Annotated in this window: 19 protein-coding genes; 18 read left to right on the plus strand and 1 reads right to left on the minus strand. The window is 46.3% G+C overall.

The window, feature by feature from the left end:
- Positions 1-239 precede the first annotated feature (239 nt).
- The 7 genes from MHH63_RS07070 (at position 240) to MHH63_RS07100 (ending at position 5,190) form a co-directional block, all read left to right on the plus strand.
- Positions 240-419, plus strand: a complete 180-nt coding sequence (locus tag MHH63_RS07070) for an IDEAL domain-containing protein (protein WP_036676261.1) — start codon at positions 240-242, stop codon at positions 417-419.
- Between the two features lie 184 nt (positions 420-603).
- Positions 604-1,023: a DUF2487 family protein gene (locus tag MHH63_RS07075; protein WP_076127523.1), complete on the plus strand. Its 420-nt coding sequence runs from the start codon at positions 604-606 to the stop codon at positions 1,021-1,023.
- Positions 1,024-1,262: 239 nt separating this feature from the next.
- The gene (locus tag MHH63_RS07080) at positions 1,263-1,817 is read left to right on the plus strand and encodes a QcrA and Rieske domain-containing protein (RefSeq protein ID WP_076127525.1); all 555 of its coding nucleotides are present in this window, start codon (positions 1,263-1,265) and stop codon (positions 1,815-1,817) included.
- 5 nt (positions 1,818-1,822) lie between these two features.
- Positions 1,823-2,494, plus strand: coding sequence for a menaquinol-cytochrome c reductase cytochrome b subunit (gene qcrB / locus MHH63_RS07085; RefSeq protein WP_036676266.1), 672 nt, complete (start codon positions 1,823-1,825; stop codon positions 2,492-2,494).
- A gap of 26 nt (positions 2,495-2,520) precedes the next feature.
- Positions 2,521-3,393 carry a menaquinol-cytochrome c reductase cytochrome b/c subunit gene (locus MHH63_RS07090; protein ID WP_076127526.1) on the plus strand — a complete coding sequence of 291 codons (873 nt, stop codon included), beginning with the start codon at positions 2,521-2,523 and terminating at the stop codon, positions 3,391-3,393.
- A gap of 91 nt (positions 3,394-3,484) precedes the next feature.
- A complete protein-coding gene (locus tag MHH63_RS07095) occupies positions 3,485-4,132 on the plus strand; it encodes a DUF1405 domain-containing protein (RefSeq protein WP_051490910.1) in 648 nt (215 codons plus the stop codon).
- 155 nt (positions 4,133-4,287) lie between these two features.
- Complete coding sequence (locus tag MHH63_RS07100) at positions 4,288-5,190, plus strand: sporulation protein YpjB (RefSeq protein WP_076302754.1); 903 nt, start codon at positions 4,288-4,290, stop codon at positions 5,188-5,190.
- 60 nt (positions 5,191-5,250) lie between these two features.
- Here MHH63_RS07100 and MHH63_RS07105 read toward each other — a convergent pair whose 3' ends face one another.
- The gene (locus tag MHH63_RS07105; protein WP_076127532.1) at positions 5,251-6,120 is read right to left on the minus strand and encodes a YitT family protein; all 870 of its coding nucleotides are present in this window, start codon (positions 6,118-6,120) and stop codon (positions 5,251-5,253) included.
- Between the two features lie 167 nt (positions 6,121-6,287).
- Between MHH63_RS07105 and MHH63_RS07110 the strand changes: the two genes are divergently transcribed.
- The 11 genes from MHH63_RS07110 (at position 6,288) to panD (ending at position 15,191) form a co-directional block, all read left to right on the plus strand.
- A complete protein-coding gene (locus MHH63_RS07110) occupies positions 6,288-6,617 on the plus strand; it encodes a nucleotide pyrophosphohydrolase (protein ID WP_036676271.1) in 330 nt (109 codons plus the stop codon).
- 59 nt (positions 6,618-6,676) lie between these two features.
- A complete protein-coding gene (locus MHH63_RS07115) occupies positions 6,677-7,198 on the plus strand; it encodes a tetratricopeptide repeat protein (RefSeq protein WP_036676272.1) in 522 nt (173 codons plus the stop codon).
- Positions 7,199-7,232: 34 nt separating this feature from the next.
- Complete coding sequence (gene dapB, locus MHH63_RS07120) at positions 7,233-8,036, plus strand: 4-hydroxy-tetrahydrodipicolinate reductase (RefSeq protein ID WP_036676273.1); 804 nt, start codon at positions 7,233-7,235, stop codon at positions 8,034-8,036.
- A gap of 15 nt (positions 8,037-8,051) precedes the next feature.
- A complete protein-coding gene (mgsA, locus tag MHH63_RS07125; RefSeq protein WP_036676275.1) occupies positions 8,052-8,474 on the plus strand; it encodes a methylglyoxal synthase in 423 nt (140 codons plus the stop codon).
- On the plus strand, positions 8,471-9,163 hold the full coding sequence (bshB1, locus tag MHH63_RS07130) for a bacillithiol biosynthesis deacetylase BshB1 (protein WP_038572419.1): 693 nt from the start codon (positions 8,471-8,473) through the stop codon (positions 9,161-9,163). Before mgsA ends, bshB1 begins: the two co-directional genes overlap by 4 nt.
- 236 nt (positions 9,164-9,399) lie before the next feature.
- Entirely contained in the window at positions 9,400-10,560 is a 1,161-nt protein-coding gene (gene bshA / locus MHH63_RS07135) for an N-acetyl-alpha-D-glucosaminyl L-malate synthase BshA (protein WP_036676278.1), read from the plus strand.
- 10 nt (positions 10,561-10,570) lie between these two features.
- Positions 10,571-11,932 (plus strand): CCA tRNA nucleotidyltransferase, encoded by a 1,362-nt coding sequence (locus MHH63_RS07140; RefSeq protein ID WP_076302753.1) that lies wholly within the window; start codon positions 10,571-10,573, stop codon positions 11,930-11,932.
- Positions 11,922-12,722 (plus strand): biotin--[acetyl-CoA-carboxylase] ligase, encoded by an 801-nt coding sequence (locus MHH63_RS07145; protein WP_076302752.1) that lies wholly within the window; start codon positions 11,922-11,924, stop codon positions 12,720-12,722. Before MHH63_RS07140 ends, MHH63_RS07145 begins: the two co-directional genes overlap by 11 nt.
- Before the next feature lie 335 nt (positions 12,723-13,057).
- Entirely contained in the window at positions 13,058-13,924 is an 867-nt protein-coding gene (gene panB / locus MHH63_RS07150; RefSeq protein ID WP_076302751.1) for a 3-methyl-2-oxobutanoate hydroxymethyltransferase, read from the plus strand.
- Complete coding sequence (gene panC, locus MHH63_RS07155; protein ID WP_076306198.1) at positions 13,925-14,815, plus strand: pantoate--beta-alanine ligase; 891 nt, start codon at positions 13,925-13,927, stop codon at positions 14,813-14,815.
- Positions 14,808-15,191, plus strand: coding sequence for an aspartate 1-decarboxylase (gene panD, locus MHH63_RS07160; RefSeq protein ID WP_036676288.1), 384 nt, complete (start codon positions 14,808-14,810; stop codon positions 15,189-15,191). Before panC ends, panD begins: the two co-directional genes overlap by 8 nt.
- Positions 15,192-15,301 lie beyond the last annotated feature (110 nt).

Here is a 15,301-nt window from a genome sequence, read left to right on the forward strand (position 1 = left end):
GTGTGCGAAATGCTTATGGGGATTACATACGCAGATGTAGGAATCCGTTATTGTTGCTGATGGGTACAATAGAGGAAGTATTGAGCGGAATGGGCAAATATGTAGAACGAAGACAGGATTGATGAATATGCTTTAGTAGGTGCCGATTCTCTTGAAACCGAAAACATAATCATCTTGATGGATATCAAAATATCAAATAACAAGAAAAAAGGATCTCTTAAACAGCGGAGGTGTATCGAATGGACAAAATGAAGGCTACGTATGAAGTGATGCTAGGACTTGCGGCAGAAATGGTGTGGGATGAAGCGCTGCGAAAGCGTCGCTCCGACATCTTGCACCGTGAGATTGACACGGCGCTGGCTACCGGAGATGAGATGGCTTTCCGAAATCTTACTGAGGAACTTAAAAGTTTGGCATAAAGAAATGCGCTTAGCGCATTTCTTTTTTTGCTTATAATCTACTCAATTTGCTTAATCGAACGAAAATATAAAATCTAAATCTGGACGTTCCTCCTCCTCCTTCAATATAATGGGTTCTATAACTTCAGGAAGCTTTGCGAAAGAACGGAAAAATTAACAATTATACATAGGGAGATGAATGGGAATGAAATTCAGCGATTTTGAAGTGGACACTTGGGAAGAAAATCAAAAATTCTATGATACATGTCTCATACCTTTTACAGGATTAAGTGGACTTGAGAGTCCTCCTGAGACCGTTCAGGCACTCGAAAGATTACGTAATTTCATGGATATGGTGGAAATACCGTTCAAAGGGCGGATCGTGACTTACCCAGCCATTCAGTACGCTGGAGAGGGCTATGTGAATTTAATTAATGAGATTTGCCAAAAAGTCAAATCCAGTGGTTTCCAGCATGTAGTGGTGTTGACAGCGGATGTACCTCTCCAAGAAAGCCAAATCTATGAAAGCGATTTAGTTCTCTCTCTGCCTATCATTGAGGCTTCTCAAGAAGGGAGGAATAACAGTGAAATTAGTATGAAAATTCAAGACATGTGGCGGGGATGAACTCCTTATAAATGTGACAGAAAATCAACAATTATAGGTTGAAACCGCTTTTTAGCCTGTCACAAATTAGACAATATTCTTGACGGGTTTTGGAGCCTAAGCTATTATTAGGTTGAATCCAAATGGTATGTGATGTATTTCATTGAAAAGATTTGAAAACGGATTATTTATATTGAGACATCTCTGATCGGACACCACAGATACTTTCTTATATCTTGAGAAGGGGGTTATATAACAGTATGAGCAGCCATAATGAACAACAGGAGACATGGCCTGAACAACCACCCAGCCGTAAAGAGATGTCGCGCAGGCAATTTTTGACCTACACGCTTGGTGGCGCCACTGCTTTTATGGGGGCGGGTACAATTCTCCCCATGGTCCGTTTTGTCGTGGATCCGATATTACATAAGAAGGGTGCTGGAGATTTTATCAAGGTTGCTGAGATAAGCAAAATCACCGAAGAGCCCCAGGAATTTACTTTTGAATTGAAACAGAAGGACGGATGGTACGACAGTACAGCGACACTCACTGCGTGGATCCGGAAAGACGCGAAGGGTGATATTTATGCGCTTTCACCGATTTGTAAACATTTGGGATGTACGGTCGGGTGGAACAACGATAAAGCTCATCCGGACGAATATCACTGCCCTTGCCATGGTGCACGTTATACAAAGCTTGGCAAAAATCTCGAAGTTGCTCCTAAGCCGCTTGACCAGTATAAAACGAAATTCGATAACGGGTGGGTGCTTTTGGGAGACATTGTGCCAAATACAGTAGCTCGTGAGGAGGCGTAGTTCTGATGTTTAAAAATGTCTATAACTGGATTGACGAACGTCTGGATGTTACGCCGATTTGGAGAGACGTGGCCGATCACGAGGTTCCTGAGCATGTTAATCCGGCCCATCATTTCTCTGCGTTCGTGTATTGCTTTGGCGGACTGACCTTTTTTATTACAGTCATACAGATTTTATCAGGTATGTTCTTAACGATGTATTATGTTCCGGACATTATTAATGCTTATGCTAGTGTTGAGTATTTGCAGACAAGTGTTGCATTTGGACAGATTGTCCGCGGGATGCATCACTGGGGCGCAAGTCTAGTAATTGTTATGATGTTCCTTCATACAATGCGCGTCTTCTTTACAGGCTCTTACAAAGCGCCGCGCGAGATGAACTGGGTAGTTGGAATGCTGATTTTCTTCGTAATGTTGGGACTTGGTTTAACAGGTTACTTGTTGCCTTGGGATAATAAAGCTTATTTCGCAACAAAGGTAACTCTTGAAATAGCCAATTCTGTTCCAGTGATGGGGCCGGTGCTGAAGGAACTGATGCAAGGTGGAACGATTGTTGGTGCCGAAACCTTAACTCGTTTTTTCGCATTACATGTATTCTTCCTCCCAGCGGTGCTTCTTAGTCTGCTCGTAGGACACTTTATTATGATCCGCAGACAAGGGATTTCCGGACCGTTGTAAGTTAATCTGAGAGAGGAGGAATACGGATGGCGCATGGAAACAATTCTAAGGAAAAGGTTGTATATGTCGGTGATTCCAGAGTTCGCAGAGGGAACGGATTTATCACACCTCCGGACTACACGGCTTACCCCGGCAAATCGGAAGCCTTTATCCCTAACTTTCTACTGAAGGAATGGATGGTCGGAGTCGTTGTACTTGTAGGAATATTAGTCCTTACTATTTCAGAGCCAGCTCCGCTAGGGTTTCCAGCAAATGCTAGTGCTACGGTTATCCCGATTCCTGACTGGTATTTCTTGTTCCTCTATCAGTATTTGAAGCTCCCATATGCTTCGGGCGATTATATCGTTCTGGGTACACTAGGAGTTACTGGTGTAGCTTTTGGTTCACTTCTGTTGGCTCCTTTTCTGGATACGGGTAGAGAGCGTCGCTTTTACCGTAGGCCGATTGCTTCATCTTTAATGTTCTTGTCACTTGCAGCAATTGTTTATTTGACCAATACAGCCTGGACTGAATACAAACATGAAATGGCTGAAACGGATCAGATTCCTGAAGATGTTCAAAGGGAAGAAAAGGCGGCGGAGAACAGGGCAAAGGGTCTTCCGACCTCCAGTGCCGTTAAGCCAAAAGAAGTAGCGATTGTGGACAAGGATGATCCTGCTATGGGGCTCTTCAAGCAAGCCACTTGTATCTCCTGTCACGCAGCGGATTTGAAAGGGGCGGGCGGACCTTCACTTCGTGGAGTTGGAGACACTCATGACAAAGAAGCAATCCTTACTATTATAAAAGAGGGTCAAGGGCAGATGCCGAAAATGTACGATACCGCCTTGGGAGCAGGTCTATCAGAAGCGGATATTGATACCTTGGCCGGCTGGCTTGCCAAACAAAAAAGCGAACAGTAAAATAATGATAACGCAACCTGATCGTGCATGCGGTCAGGTTTTTGTATGTCTAAATGCAAAGTGCCATTACTTGGGGAGGTTAATAATCTGTATGCCAGTTCATTGGTTTAACAAACTGTTTAAGAACCGGGGAATTATTTGGTTGTTATTTATCGTAAATTTCCTGGGTACAATTTATGGTTACATATGGTATGGCAATCAACTGGAGTTCACTGCGGCTAATTATCCACACTGGCTGCTTCCATTTGTTCCGGATAGTCCAACCGCAAGTTTGTTTTTTACCTTGGCTCTGTTGCTGATGCTCTTCCCTCCAAAAAGCTACACAGGAAACAATGTAAGGGAACTTATTGAGGCTTTGGCGGTCGTTACGTCAGTGAAGTACGGGATATGGGCAGTGAGTATTATTTTTGCCGGGGGTTATCACGGTGATGTTTTGGTTTGGAAAGATTGGATGCTGGTAATCTCCCATACGGGGATGGCAGTTGAAGCATTGATTTATGCAAGGTTTTTTTCTTTCCGCAAAATGATTCCATTAGCCCTGCTTTGGACACTCGCCAACGATATGCTGGATTATTCTTACGGAATCTATCCGTGGTTACCTTCTGTTTTGAACGATTATGTTATACAGGTACAGTACTTTACAATGGCGCTTACGCTGCTTAGTGTTGCAGCTGCTTGGTTGTTTAGTAGAAGACAAAGACCGGTAGAGTCAATCTATCAGTTCAAGAATAGACGTTAGTAAGCAGTTCTATCCCTTGTCCCCCTGCCATACATTTAGAATTATAAGAAGTATAAGTTTTATACTATGCTTTATCCTTATAATTTTACGAGAAACGAATATCGTCTTTAAAAGACGACAACGTCGTTTCTTCTTAAGTAGGAGGGGGATGTCTCATGCGCCGCGGAAGATATTATGTAGTGGTTGTTCTAGTATTCTGCTGGCTGCTGTCCAGTATGGATGTTGTAAAGGCTTCAGCAGCGCTAGGGGATGCTGGTGAAGGGTCTGGCAAAGCTTCGAAGCAAAGCGCCGACGTTAGTTCGGGCAACGGTTTGGCAGTAATGAGCGGAAAGACTGGAGCGCAGCAGCTGGAACAAGCTGCTGAGGCATTGTATGGGAATGTTTTGGAAGGAGATGTAATGAAGGTCCGACAGGAGACCGAAGCGATCTCCAAGATCTTTGTGTCCTCATCCTTTGAAGGAATGACCTCTGTGGAGGGTATTAATGCATTGTCAGGGGTCATTATGGACCTGAAGGCTACCGTGGCAGGCGCGAAAATAAATCCACAGCAATGGGAAGCGGCAGCCGCCAAGCTACGTCTAGCTGCCAACAGTCTTAATCATCCGCGCCAGCCTATTTGGCTTCAGTACTACAAGCTGATTCGTGAGGATCTAAATGCGATGGAGCAAAGTGCGGTTGCGAATGATTTGGCGGGCTGGAAAACAGCTCTGGAAAGACTGCAGGGCAGGTATGATAACATCCGGCCGGCAGTGATTGTCTCCCGCCAGCCTGAAGTTGTGAATGCTTTTGATTCCTGGCTCTCATATGCGGCCGGCATTCCTTCGTCCTCACAAAAGGTTGAACGTGCCCGCCTGCTTGAAATTGTATCTTATGGTCAGGATGCGGTAAGAGTAATGTTCGGAAAAGAGAAGGATGAACCTGCTTTGTCCTTGCCGCTGGCATCGCAAGAATTTGGGATTTGGGGAGGGTTAGCCGCAAGCTTCATTATAGCTGCGTTAGCCTATGTAGCCTATCGCAAGTATCGTGGTCAGAATCAGAATTGGAAGCCGATTCCGTAGGATGAAATTATAAACAGCAAAAAGGAGTGTGGGCTTGAAATGGCCTACACTCCTTTTTATTTAGGTTTCTCGAAAGCCTTCTCCATGTACGTCGTGTACATCACTAATAATTACGAAGGCGCGTGGATCAACGGATTTGACCAGCAGACTTAGCCGGCGGATTTCTTGCCTTGAGACTACACAGTACACCATATATTTGGCTTGCTTGGAATAAGCACCAATGGCAGGGATGAGGGTTACACCACGGTCCATTTCGGCTGTAATCAGATCGGCAATTTGTGGTGCTTCATCACTGATAATTGTAAATGCCTTGGCAGCATAGGCGCCTTCTTGGATAAAATCTATAACTCGTGATGAGATAAAAACTGCGACGAGTGTGTAAAGTATTTTTTCTTTAGGAATGTAGAGGATGGAAGAGCCAATAATAATAATGTCGATGGCCAAAATAATCTGCCCCATGCTCCAACCAAAATTCCGTCCCAGAATTCTTGCGACAATATCTACACCACCTGTTGTACCCCCAAAACGGAATACAAGCCCAAGCCCCGTTCCAAGCGTTACTCCTGCATACAGTGCCGCAAGAATAAAGTCGTGTTCGGTACTGAAGGGGATAATCCATCCCGCAGTAATCATTCGTTCGAAAACCCACAGGAAAAAGGTCAATGCCCCAATCCCTACACCTGTATACACAATTTGCCGCCCGCCTAGAACTTTCCAGCCTAGCAGAAACAAAGGAAGATTGATCAGCAGTGTGGATAAAAAGATGGGAATACTAAAGGCATAATTAAGGAGAAGTGTGATCCCGGTTACGCCGCCTTCCATCAACTGATTAGGAATGATGAAATACAGTAGCCCGAAGGCATATACTGCGGCTCCGAGCAAGATGGGAGCGACTGTCTTGCTGATTGTAATTACCTTTTTTGAATTCATGAAATCCCTCGTTAGGCCTTTTGTAGGCAGTTTTTCTTTTCCTATAATAAGTATACCTTTTCTTGCGTGTGTTAAAATATTCAAAAAAGATTGTCTTCAAAACGTCTTTACGATAACATAGGGGCAAACAGAAGGCAAGATATACAGAGGGGGAGAAGTTACATTTTATGGACAAAAGTCTTGGTGACATACAGCGTGAAGTAGACGCTTATATATCGCAGTTTAAGGAAGGGTACTTCAGTCCACTCTCTATGCTGGCCCGCATGTCCGAGGAAGTCGGAGAACTGGCTAGAGAGGTCAATCATGAGTTCGGCGAGAAGCCTAAGAAGTCTGATGAAGCTGAGAATTCCATTGAACTTGAACTGGGAGATATTCTGTTTATTACCGTTTGTTTTGCAAATTCTCTCGGGATAGACCTGACGGAAGCGCATAATAAGGTAATGCATAAATTTAATACCCGTGATGCGGGACGTTGGACGCCGAAAGACACCGATTAGGCCTCTATAACATATGCTGTACCAAACGAACGGGATTTAGCCGTGAGGATGGTGTGTATATGGATCATAAGGATTATGTAAGAGAGGCCTACCGCTCGATATTGCGCAGTGACTTTGCCGAAGCTATTGTTTGCTTCGAGTCTGCAATTGCAGCAAGCCCTGCTGATGCCGAGGTTAGATATCGTTGTTCCATAACGTATGCCCGCAGTGGTATGCTAGATAAAGCTTTAGTTCATGCTCAGGCTGCTGTAAAGCTGGACACCAGCAAACCTGAGTATAGTCTGCATCTGCAGCATTTGCAGGCTATGATGCATGTACAAGAAGCCAAACGGTTGATAGAAGATGAAGATAACAAAACTCGCAACCCTTATCATCCGATTACACTGCTCAAAGAGGCTATTACCCTTGATCCATTATATGGGGATGCTTATGTATGGCTTGCTATCGCGCATAGCCGAGTGAATGAACATTTACAAGCTATGACTGCCTTAAAAGAAGTGATTTCGTTACATCCGGATGATTCTGGCTTGCGGGAATTGATGAGAGACCTTCAGAAATCCATACAATCGTATATGCAATAACTATATAACTAGTGAGAGCGAGGATGGAAAAAATATGAATAACAAGATCAGGGTCGTTGTATCCGGCGCAGGCGGAAGAATGGGTAAAGAGGTTGTTAAACTTGTATTGCAGGACGAAGAGCTGGAGTTAGCAGCAGCAGTAGATCGTTCTTCGGGCGATATTGATGCAGGGCGTCTGGTAGGTCTGGAAGACTCAGGCGTTATTGTAACTTCTGATCTTGAGGCCGCCCTCGCGGGAAGCAACGGAGATGTCCTTGTCGATTTCACTACACCGCAGTCAGCGTATACGAATACAGCGCTAGCTATTAAGTACGGAGTGCGTCCGGTTATCGGTACAACCGGATTCACACCGGAGCAGATGGTGGAACTGGACAAGCAGTGTCAAGAACAGGGGATTGGCGGACTTATTGCTCCGAATTTCTCCATTGGAGCTATTCTATTGATGAAATTTGCGGCACAAGCTTCAAAGTACTTCCCGCATCTGGAAATTATAGAGTATCATGGTGACCAGAAACTGGATGCTCCATCCGGAACTGCGGTCAAAACCGCAGAGATGATTTCGGAAGTTCGTGAGGAACTTCGTCAAGGTAATCCTAAAGAGGAAGAAACCATTGAAGGTGCCCGTGGTGGTTACTATAACGGATTCCGGATACATAGTGTCCGTCTTCCTGGCGTGTTTGCTCAAGAAGAAGTGATTTTTGGTGGATTCGGACAATCCTTGAAGATTCGCCATGATTCTTATGAGCGTGCAGGATATATGCCAGGCGTTAAGATGGGTATTGAAAAGGTAATGGGATATACAGGCTTGATCTATGGATTCGAGCACTTTATAGAATAGACAGGAGAGAACACCATGTTAAAGATCGCATTTATTGCCCACGATCGTAAAAAAGATGAAATCGTAAATTTTGTATTAGCTTATGAACATGTATTTGAAGGTCATGAACTATTTTCTACAGGGACTACTGGCCAACGGATTATGGATGTAACTAACTTAAAAATTCATCGTTACATGTCTGGTCCATTAGGTGGAGATCAGCAAATCGGTGCAATGGTAGCACAGGATGAACTGGATCTTATTATTTTCATGCGGGATCCATTAATGGCGCAGCCACATGAACCTGATATTTCAGCTCTGCTTCGTTTGTGTGACGTATACGGGATACCGGTAGCTACGAATATTGCCACAGCGGAGGTTCTTGTGAAGGCGATTGATCGTGGTGATTTTGCTTGGCGTGCACTGGTTCACAAATACAAACCAGGTGTTGATGAATGAAGCTGGACATTCTTGTATTTGGTGCGCATGCAGATGATGCGGAGATTGGTATGGCAGGAACAATTGCGAAACATACCGCTGCGGGACTTAAGGTGGGACTTTGCGATTTAACAGCCGCGGAAATGTCATCGAACGGTACAGTAGAACTTCGCAAGCAAGAAGCGCAGCAAGCTGCAGACCTTCTCGGAGCATCCGTGCGGACAAACCTGGGTCTGCCAGATAGAGGGCTTTTTATTACAGCAGAGCATGTGGCGGCTGTGACTGCTGAAATTCGCCGCTTTTCTCCTACGATAGTTTTTGCTCCTTATTGGGAGGATCGTCATCCCGATCATATCGCCTGTAGCAAGCTGGTGGAAGAGGCTGTGTTTAATGCCAAGCTACGTAAATATATGCCGGACAAGCCGGCAATTCCTGCTCCACAGCTGTACTTCTATTTTATCAATGATTTAGGACGTACCGATCTTATTGTTGATGTTACTGAACAATATGGCTTGAAGGAGCAGGCATTGTCCTGCTATCGCTCGCAGTTCACCAAACCTCCGGGTGAGGATGCTGTATCCACACCGTTAACGGAAGGCTACATTGAACGAGTCCGTTCGAGAGATATGCTGCTTGGCCAGCGCAGGCTGATTCCTTATGCAGAAGGGTTTGCAACCAAGGTACCTCATACGGTGGAATTGTTTACTTAAGGAACGGATATAACGAAGTTTGTATGATAATATAATAAGCTGATTATGATTGATCCAGGAGCGCTTGGAATGAATACGCCATTGCGCTCCTGAGAGCTTTTTTTGAACAGCTTAGAGAAATGAAGTCCTGTGTGATTTTGAAAGAAACGGTGTTCGCTTCGCTTTTTTGAAAGCGGCCGACAAACAATAGATGATTCATTACACGAATCAATACTGGAGAAGAAGGAGACAGGAAGATGGATCGTATGCTAAAAATAGGAATTACCTGTTATCCGTCTCTTGGCGGTTCAGGCGTAGTTGCGACTGAATTAGGTAAACTCTTGGCCGAGAAGGGTCATGAAGTTCATTTTATTACACATAGTATCCCGTTCCGGTTGGGAACGTTTCAGAAAAATATTTTTTACCATGAGGTAGAAGTAAACGATTATTATGTATTCCGCTATCCCCCGTACGATCTAGCGCTTGCTACGAAGATGGCTCAGGTTGCCAAAATGCAAAATCTGGACCTTCTCCATGTTCACTATGCAGTGCCACACGCAGTGTGTGCTTTCCTTGCAAAGCAAATGCTTGGGAACGATATGAAGGTTGTAACTACGTTGCATGGTACGGATATAACGGTGCTTGGTCAGGATGAATCGCTTAAAGATTTGATTCGTCTGGGGATTAATGAAAGTGATGCCGTTACGGCGGTCTCTCAGGATCTTATTAGAGAAACACGGGACGTACTCGATATTACCCGCGACATTGATCTCACTTATAACTTCGTGGATCATCGGGTCTATTATCCGCGTGATGTAACGGATCTGCGGGGAGATTTCGCAGCGCCTGATGAAAAGATTCTGATGCATATCAGTAATTTCCGTCCTGTAAAAAGAGTCAGCGATGTTGTTGACGTTTTTGCCAAAGTGAATCGTGAACTGCCTTCACGCCTGCTGCTTGTAGGTGAAGGTCCGGATCTTCCCAAAATTCAAGCCAAAATTAGCGAAATGGGTCTGGAAGATAAAGTTCGTTTTCTGGGAAGGCAGGATGAAATCGCTCAGGTGATCTCTTTAGCTGATCTGCTTCTGCTACCTTCCGAGAAGGAAAGCTTTGGTTTGGTTGCTCTGGAAGCAATGGCTTGCGGCGTACCGACGATTGGCTCGCAAACCGGAGGCATCCCTGAGCTTATAGAGCATGGAAAGACTGGATTCCTTGCCCCGATTGGCGATACAACGGCTATGGCTAAATATGCAGTTAAGCTCCTGTCGGATGAACGTATGGTGCAACAGTTCAGAGAAGCTTGTCTACAAACAGCCTGCAAAGATTTCTGTAAGGATTCGATAACGAAACAATATGAAGATATTTATTACCGGGTGCTGGGGCGCAAGGTACTTGGACTGGACCCGGTTCGGGGGTAAGGAGTCATATATGGAATGGACAATGGCACCTTCTGCGATGGCAATTGCAGCGGAGATTGTAATTTCCGAGTTAACCCAAAATGGCCACGAGGCTTATTGGGTTGGAGGATGTATTCGCGATGAGCTATTGGGTAGGCCAGTGCATGATATGGATATTACAACCTCAGCACTGCCGGAGGAAGTGATAGCTATCTTTGCGCGCAGTGTGCCAACAGGATTAGCTCATGGTACGGTCACCGTGATACAGGATGGTTGTGGGTTTGAAGTGACAACATACCGGACAGAAAGTGGTTATGTAGACCATCGTCGTCCAGAGCATGTTTTTTTCGTCAACGATGTGAAGGAGGATCTTCGTCGTCGTGATTTCACGATCAACGCGATTTGCTGTGGATTAAATGGGGAACTTATTGATCCTTTTGAGGGTGAGAAGGATCTACAGCTGCAGGTGATTCGCTGTGTAGGCGATGCGGAGGAGCGGTTTGACGAAGATGCGCTTCGTATGCTTCGCTGCATTCGTTTTGCAGCGGTGCTGGATTTCTCCATCGCGAAGAACACGTGGAGGGGCCTGATGCGCCAGCGGGATAAGCTGGCGCATATTGCTGTGGAGCGTGTCCGCGCGGAGCTGGACCGCATCGTCGAGGGGCCGCATCCTCTGCGCGGCCTCGGCATGCTAGCGCGCTGCGAGCTGCTGGCGCGCGGCAAAGCCCCGTTCCCCTGGACCGGAACCGATATGGCGGCTGCCGCCGCCTCAACGGCCGGGATCGGGGAACTGGAGAGCGCCCGCCTGCGGTGGGCGCTTCTCCTCCATGCCCTGAAGCAATCGGCCCAAGAGGCCGATGTGCTGCTGCGGGCATGGACGTTCTCGGGGACGACGCGGAGCGGCGTCGTCCAGGTGCTTCGGGTCCGCGAAGCTTGGACCGCTGCGATAGAGGCCATGCCGCCGGATACGGGCGGCATGGAAGGTCTGCGGCGGCAATGGATCGCCGCCGTGCTGGCCTTCGGCGTGGAAGCTGCCGAAGCGTGGCTCTCGCTGCTGGCGATCCTGCCAGCCGCCGCACCTGCGCTTCCCGCTGTGGTTTCAACAGCGGCTTCTTCTGTCTTTTCCGTCGTGGAATCGTCAGAGGCCTCAACCTCACCTGCCACTGTAAATGTACAAGCGGCAAGAGAATGGATCGCTCAAATGCCGCTAACCAGCCTTTCAGAGCTTGAGATTACAGGCAATGAGCTGGTGGAGGCTTTGGATAAACGTCCGGGACCATGGCTAGGCAAAATGTTAAATGGACTCCTGCAAGCGGTCGCTTCAGGTGATTTACCTAACGATAAACAATTATTGCTGCATGAAGCAAAAAGGATGGATGGACATGAGCGATGATAAAGCGCTGTCGCTAACTGAGCTGAAGCGAGAGACCTCCGCTTCGAATTGGGTAGGTGACATTCAGTTGCTGGAATCTGTGGTGTCCACTCAAGAAGAAGCTAAGTTTTTAGCGGAAAACGGCGCGCCGGAAGGGACAACAGTCATCGCGGAGGAACAGACGGGTGCCCGCGGCCGAATGGGAAGAAAGTGGTTTTCTCCCCGTGGCAAGGGCATTTGGATGAGTATTGTGTTACGGCCCCAATTACCCTTGTCGGTGACTCCGCAGCTGACATTGCTGGCTGGGGTTGCCGTCTGTAAGGCAATTCGACGGGTAACAGGTGTAGATGCCGGCATTAAATGGCCGAATGATCTGCTCGCAGGCGGTCGTAAGATTTGTGGGATTTTACTCGAATCTTCTCTAAGAGAAGGGGAGCTTCATTATTGCATTGCTGGAATTGGCATTTCCGCGAACATGACAGAGGAAGATTATCCTGATCATCTGCAGGAGGTCGCGACTTCACTTCGGATTGAGCGGGGTGGTGCTCCAGTTGACCGTTCTGAGCTGGTAAAAGCGGTTTTGGACGAGCTGGAGATGCATTACAATTTGTACATGAAGCAAGGTTTTAAACCCATCAAAGAGCTCTGGGAGTCCATGTCAGTGACTTTGGGTCGCCAGATCGCACTCAATAGCTCTCAGGGGCGTTCTGAAGGTGTGGTAGTAGGTTTGGATGAAATGGGGGGTCTGCTGCTTAAAAACAGCTTGGGAGAGATCTCTAACGTATGCTCAGGTGAGATTGAACTTTTATAATATTTTTTATATGACAAGGGTATCATCCCTTGTCATATTTTTTTCGTGTAATTCCGAGCTTTTTTTGTTATACTATGGGTCGGAGGCGGTATCGTTTATCGAACTGTACTCTTGAACTGAAGAACTTTTTTATATTTTTATTATTGGAAATACCTTCATAACTGCGTTTGACGGTTACGTTGGATTCTGCTCTGAGCCGTAAGGACCGAGACAGAAGGGACGATCGCAAGTGACTCTTTTTTGCCCTTCGGACCTTTTTAGCAAATGATTGCTAAAAGGTTTTTTTGTTGCGATTTTTACGGGCAGGTTACTTAAAAAGGAGGACGAAAAGAGAAATGGCAAACAAACAAGCGCTAAATATTGTGAAAATGAAAAAAATGAAAGCAGAAGGTGTGCCACTGAGCATGCTGACCGCTTATGATTATCCGTCTGCAGTTCTTGCAGAAGAAGCAGGTATCGACCTTATTTTGGTTGGTGACTCTCTTGGGAATGTAGTCCTTGGATACGATACAACTTTACCGGTAACGATTGAAGATATGGTGTATCATACCCGCTCGGTAACTCGAGGAGCACAAAGCACCTTTATCGTGGCGGATATGCCATTTATGACTTATCACGGAAGTGTAGATGAAACTCTGCGGGGTGTGCGCAGATTAATGCAGGAAGGGCGGGCTCATGCCGTCAAAATGGAAGGCGGACTCGAGATTTGTGATACTGTAGCTACGGTTGTAGCTGCGGGAGTCCCTGTACTGGGACATATCGGGCTTACTCCGCAATCTGTGAATATGATTGGTGGCTACCGGATTCAAGGCAAAGATGCCAAAGATGCGCAACGCCTGATGGATGAAGCTAAGGCGCTTGAGGCAGCAGGTGCTTTTGCAATCGTTCTGGAGCTGGTAACGGAAGAAGTAGCCCAAGCGATCTCTGAAGCGCTTAGCATCCCAACCATTGGTATCGGTGCAGGCCGTTACTGTGATGGACAGGTATTGGTTTTCCATGATTTGCTGCGGTATGCCTCACCTTACCGTGAGAAACGTTTTGTCAAAACCTATGCGGAAGTGGGTAATGTAATCCGTGAGGGCATCAGCCAATATGTGAAGGAAGTGAAGGAACGTTCCTTCCCAGATGAAGACCACGTTTTTAATGCAGATGAAACGGTTTTGGAATCTTTATATGGCGCTGCAAGAAAGGAAGGGAAATAAATGAGAGTCGTCAGAAGCATGGAGCAGCTGCGCGAAGCTTTGGAGTATATGAGACAAGGCGGGCACGCCCCGATTGGGTTCGTTCCTACGATGGGATACTTGCATGACGGACATGCCAGTCTGCTTCGCCGGGCTGGAGAAATGAGCAACACAGTGGTAATGAGCATTTTTGTGAATCCATTGCAATTCGGGCCAAACGAGGATTATGATTCCTATCCGCGTGACGAGCGTCGTGATTTGGAGCTCGCTGAACGTGAGGGAGTAGATATTGTATTTATCCCCAGTGTGGAAGAAATGTATCCGCAGCCTACTCGGACTACGGTCTCGGTATCGGAGCTTACTACCCGGCTTTGTGGGGCATCCCGCCCTGGGCATTTTGATGGTGTAACCACAGTGGTTAATAAATTCTTCAATATCGTACAGCCGGATTATGCTTTCTTTGGGCTGAAGGATGCTCAACAAGTTGCTGTGCTTCGCCGAATGGTGTCCGATCTTAATATGAATATCGAAATTATTCCTTGTCCGATCGTTCGTGAAGGGGATGGACTTGCACTCAGCTCACGTAACGTATTCTTGTCTCCAGAGGAGCGTAGTCAGGCATTGGTGTTATCTCGATCCTTACGTGAAGCACGTCAGTCTATTGAAGAAGGAAAAGTAACAACCGTTGCTGAAGTGCGGGAATTGTTGACATCGGTTATTTCCAGCTCCCCTCTAGCGGTGATTGATTATGCGGAGATCTTAACATTCCCTGATCTTGAAGGATTAGAGGATGAAGCTCTTTTATCAGAAGTGGATGGGGAAATTATAATAGCGCTCGCCGTGAAGTTTGGCAGAACACGCTTGATTGATAATAATGTATTTATTCCAAAGGAGGTTGCTGCACTTGTTTAGACATATGATGAAATCCAAAATTCACCGCGCAACAGTAACGGAAGCGAATTTGAACTATGTAGGCAGTATTACCATTGATGAGAGCTTGATGGAAGCCGCGGACATTCTTGAGAATGAAAAAGTTCAAATTGTGGATAACAATAATGGTTCGCGACTGGAAACCTATGTAATCCCTGGACCGCGCGGAAGCGGAGTGATCTGTCTTAATGGTGCCGCAGCTCGTCTTGTTCAGCCGGGCGATACAGTAATTATCATTTCGTATGCGATGTTGTCCTCAGAAGAACTGGAGTCACATAAGCCAACGGTGGTATTCGTGGATGAGAATAACAAACCAGTGAAGCTGGCTGATCATGAATTGCATGCTACAATCGCTTAATGTATGGACTTACGCCATGTAATGAATGGCAGGGATGAAAGACCCCGATCTCGCAGAAAATGAAGTCAGGCAAGCTGAACTGATTTCATCTTCAGTAAGGGGGGATCGCC

The organism is Paenibacillus sp. FSL H3-0310, assembly GCF_038002785.1.
In the GTDB taxonomy this organism is placed as follows: Bacteria; Bacillota; Bacilli; order Paenibacillales; family Paenibacillaceae; genus Paenibacillus_AQ; species Paenibacillus_AQ odorifer.

Bases quoted from the DNA above. Each gene is read 5' to 3' on its own strand.
- MHH63_RS07070 (WP_036676261.1), top strand. From the start codon at position 240: ATGGACAAAATGAAGGCTACGTATGAAGTGATGCTAGGACTTGCGGCA.
- MHH63_RS07075 (WP_076127523.1), top strand. From the start codon at position 604: ATGAAATTCAGCGATTTTGAAGTGGACACTTGGGAAGAAAATCAAAAA.
- MHH63_RS07080 (WP_076127525.1), top strand. From the start codon at position 1,263: ATGAGCAGCCATAATGAACAACAGGAGACATGGCCTGAACAACCACCC.
- qcrB (WP_036676266.1), top strand. From the start codon at position 1,823: ATGTTTAAAAATGTCTATAACTGGATTGACGAACGTCTGGATGTTACG.
- MHH63_RS07090 (WP_076127526.1), top strand. From the start codon at position 2,521: ATGGCGCATGGAAACAATTCTAAGGAAAAGGTTGTATATGTCGGTGAT.
- MHH63_RS07095 (WP_051490910.1), top strand. From the start codon at position 3,485: ATGCCAGTTCATTGGTTTAACAAACTGTTTAAGAACCGGGGAATTATT.
- MHH63_RS07100 (WP_076302754.1), top strand. From the start codon at position 4,288: ATGCGCCGCGGAAGATATTATGTAGTGGTTGTTCTAGTATTCTGCTGG.
- MHH63_RS07105 (WP_076127532.1), bottom strand. From the start codon at position 6,120: ATGAATTCAAAAAAGGTAATTACAATCAGCAAGACAGTCGCTCCCATC.
- MHH63_RS07110 (WP_036676271.1), top strand. From the start codon at position 6,288: ATGGACAAAAGTCTTGGTGACATACAGCGTGAAGTAGACGCTTATATA.
- MHH63_RS07115 (WP_036676272.1), top strand. From the start codon at position 6,677: ATGGATCATAAGGATTATGTAAGAGAGGCCTACCGCTCGATATTGCGC.
- dapB (WP_036676273.1), top strand. From the start codon at position 7,233: ATGAATAACAAGATCAGGGTCGTTGTATCCGGCGCAGGCGGAAGAATG.
- mgsA (WP_036676275.1), top strand. From the start codon at position 8,052: ATGTTAAAGATCGCATTTATTGCCCACGATCGTAAAAAAGATGAAATC.
- bshB1 (WP_038572419.1), top strand. From the start codon at position 8,471: ATGAAGCTGGACATTCTTGTATTTGGTGCGCATGCAGATGATGCGGAG.
- bshA (WP_036676278.1), top strand. From the start codon at position 9,400: ATGGATCGTATGCTAAAAATAGGAATTACCTGTTATCCGTCTCTTGGC.
- MHH63_RS07140 (WP_076302753.1), top strand. From the start codon at position 10,571: ATGGAATGGACAATGGCACCTTCTGCGATGGCAATTGCAGCGGAGATT.
- MHH63_RS07145 (WP_076302752.1), top strand. From the start codon at position 11,922: ATGAGCGATGATAAAGCGCTGTCGCTAACTGAGCTGAAGCGAGAGACC.
- panB (WP_076302751.1), top strand. From the start codon at position 13,058: ATGGCAAACAAACAAGCGCTAAATATTGTGAAAATGAAAAAAATGAAA.
- panC (WP_076306198.1), top strand. From the start codon at position 13,925: ATGAGAGTCGTCAGAAGCATGGAGCAGCTGCGCGAAGCTTTGGAGTAT.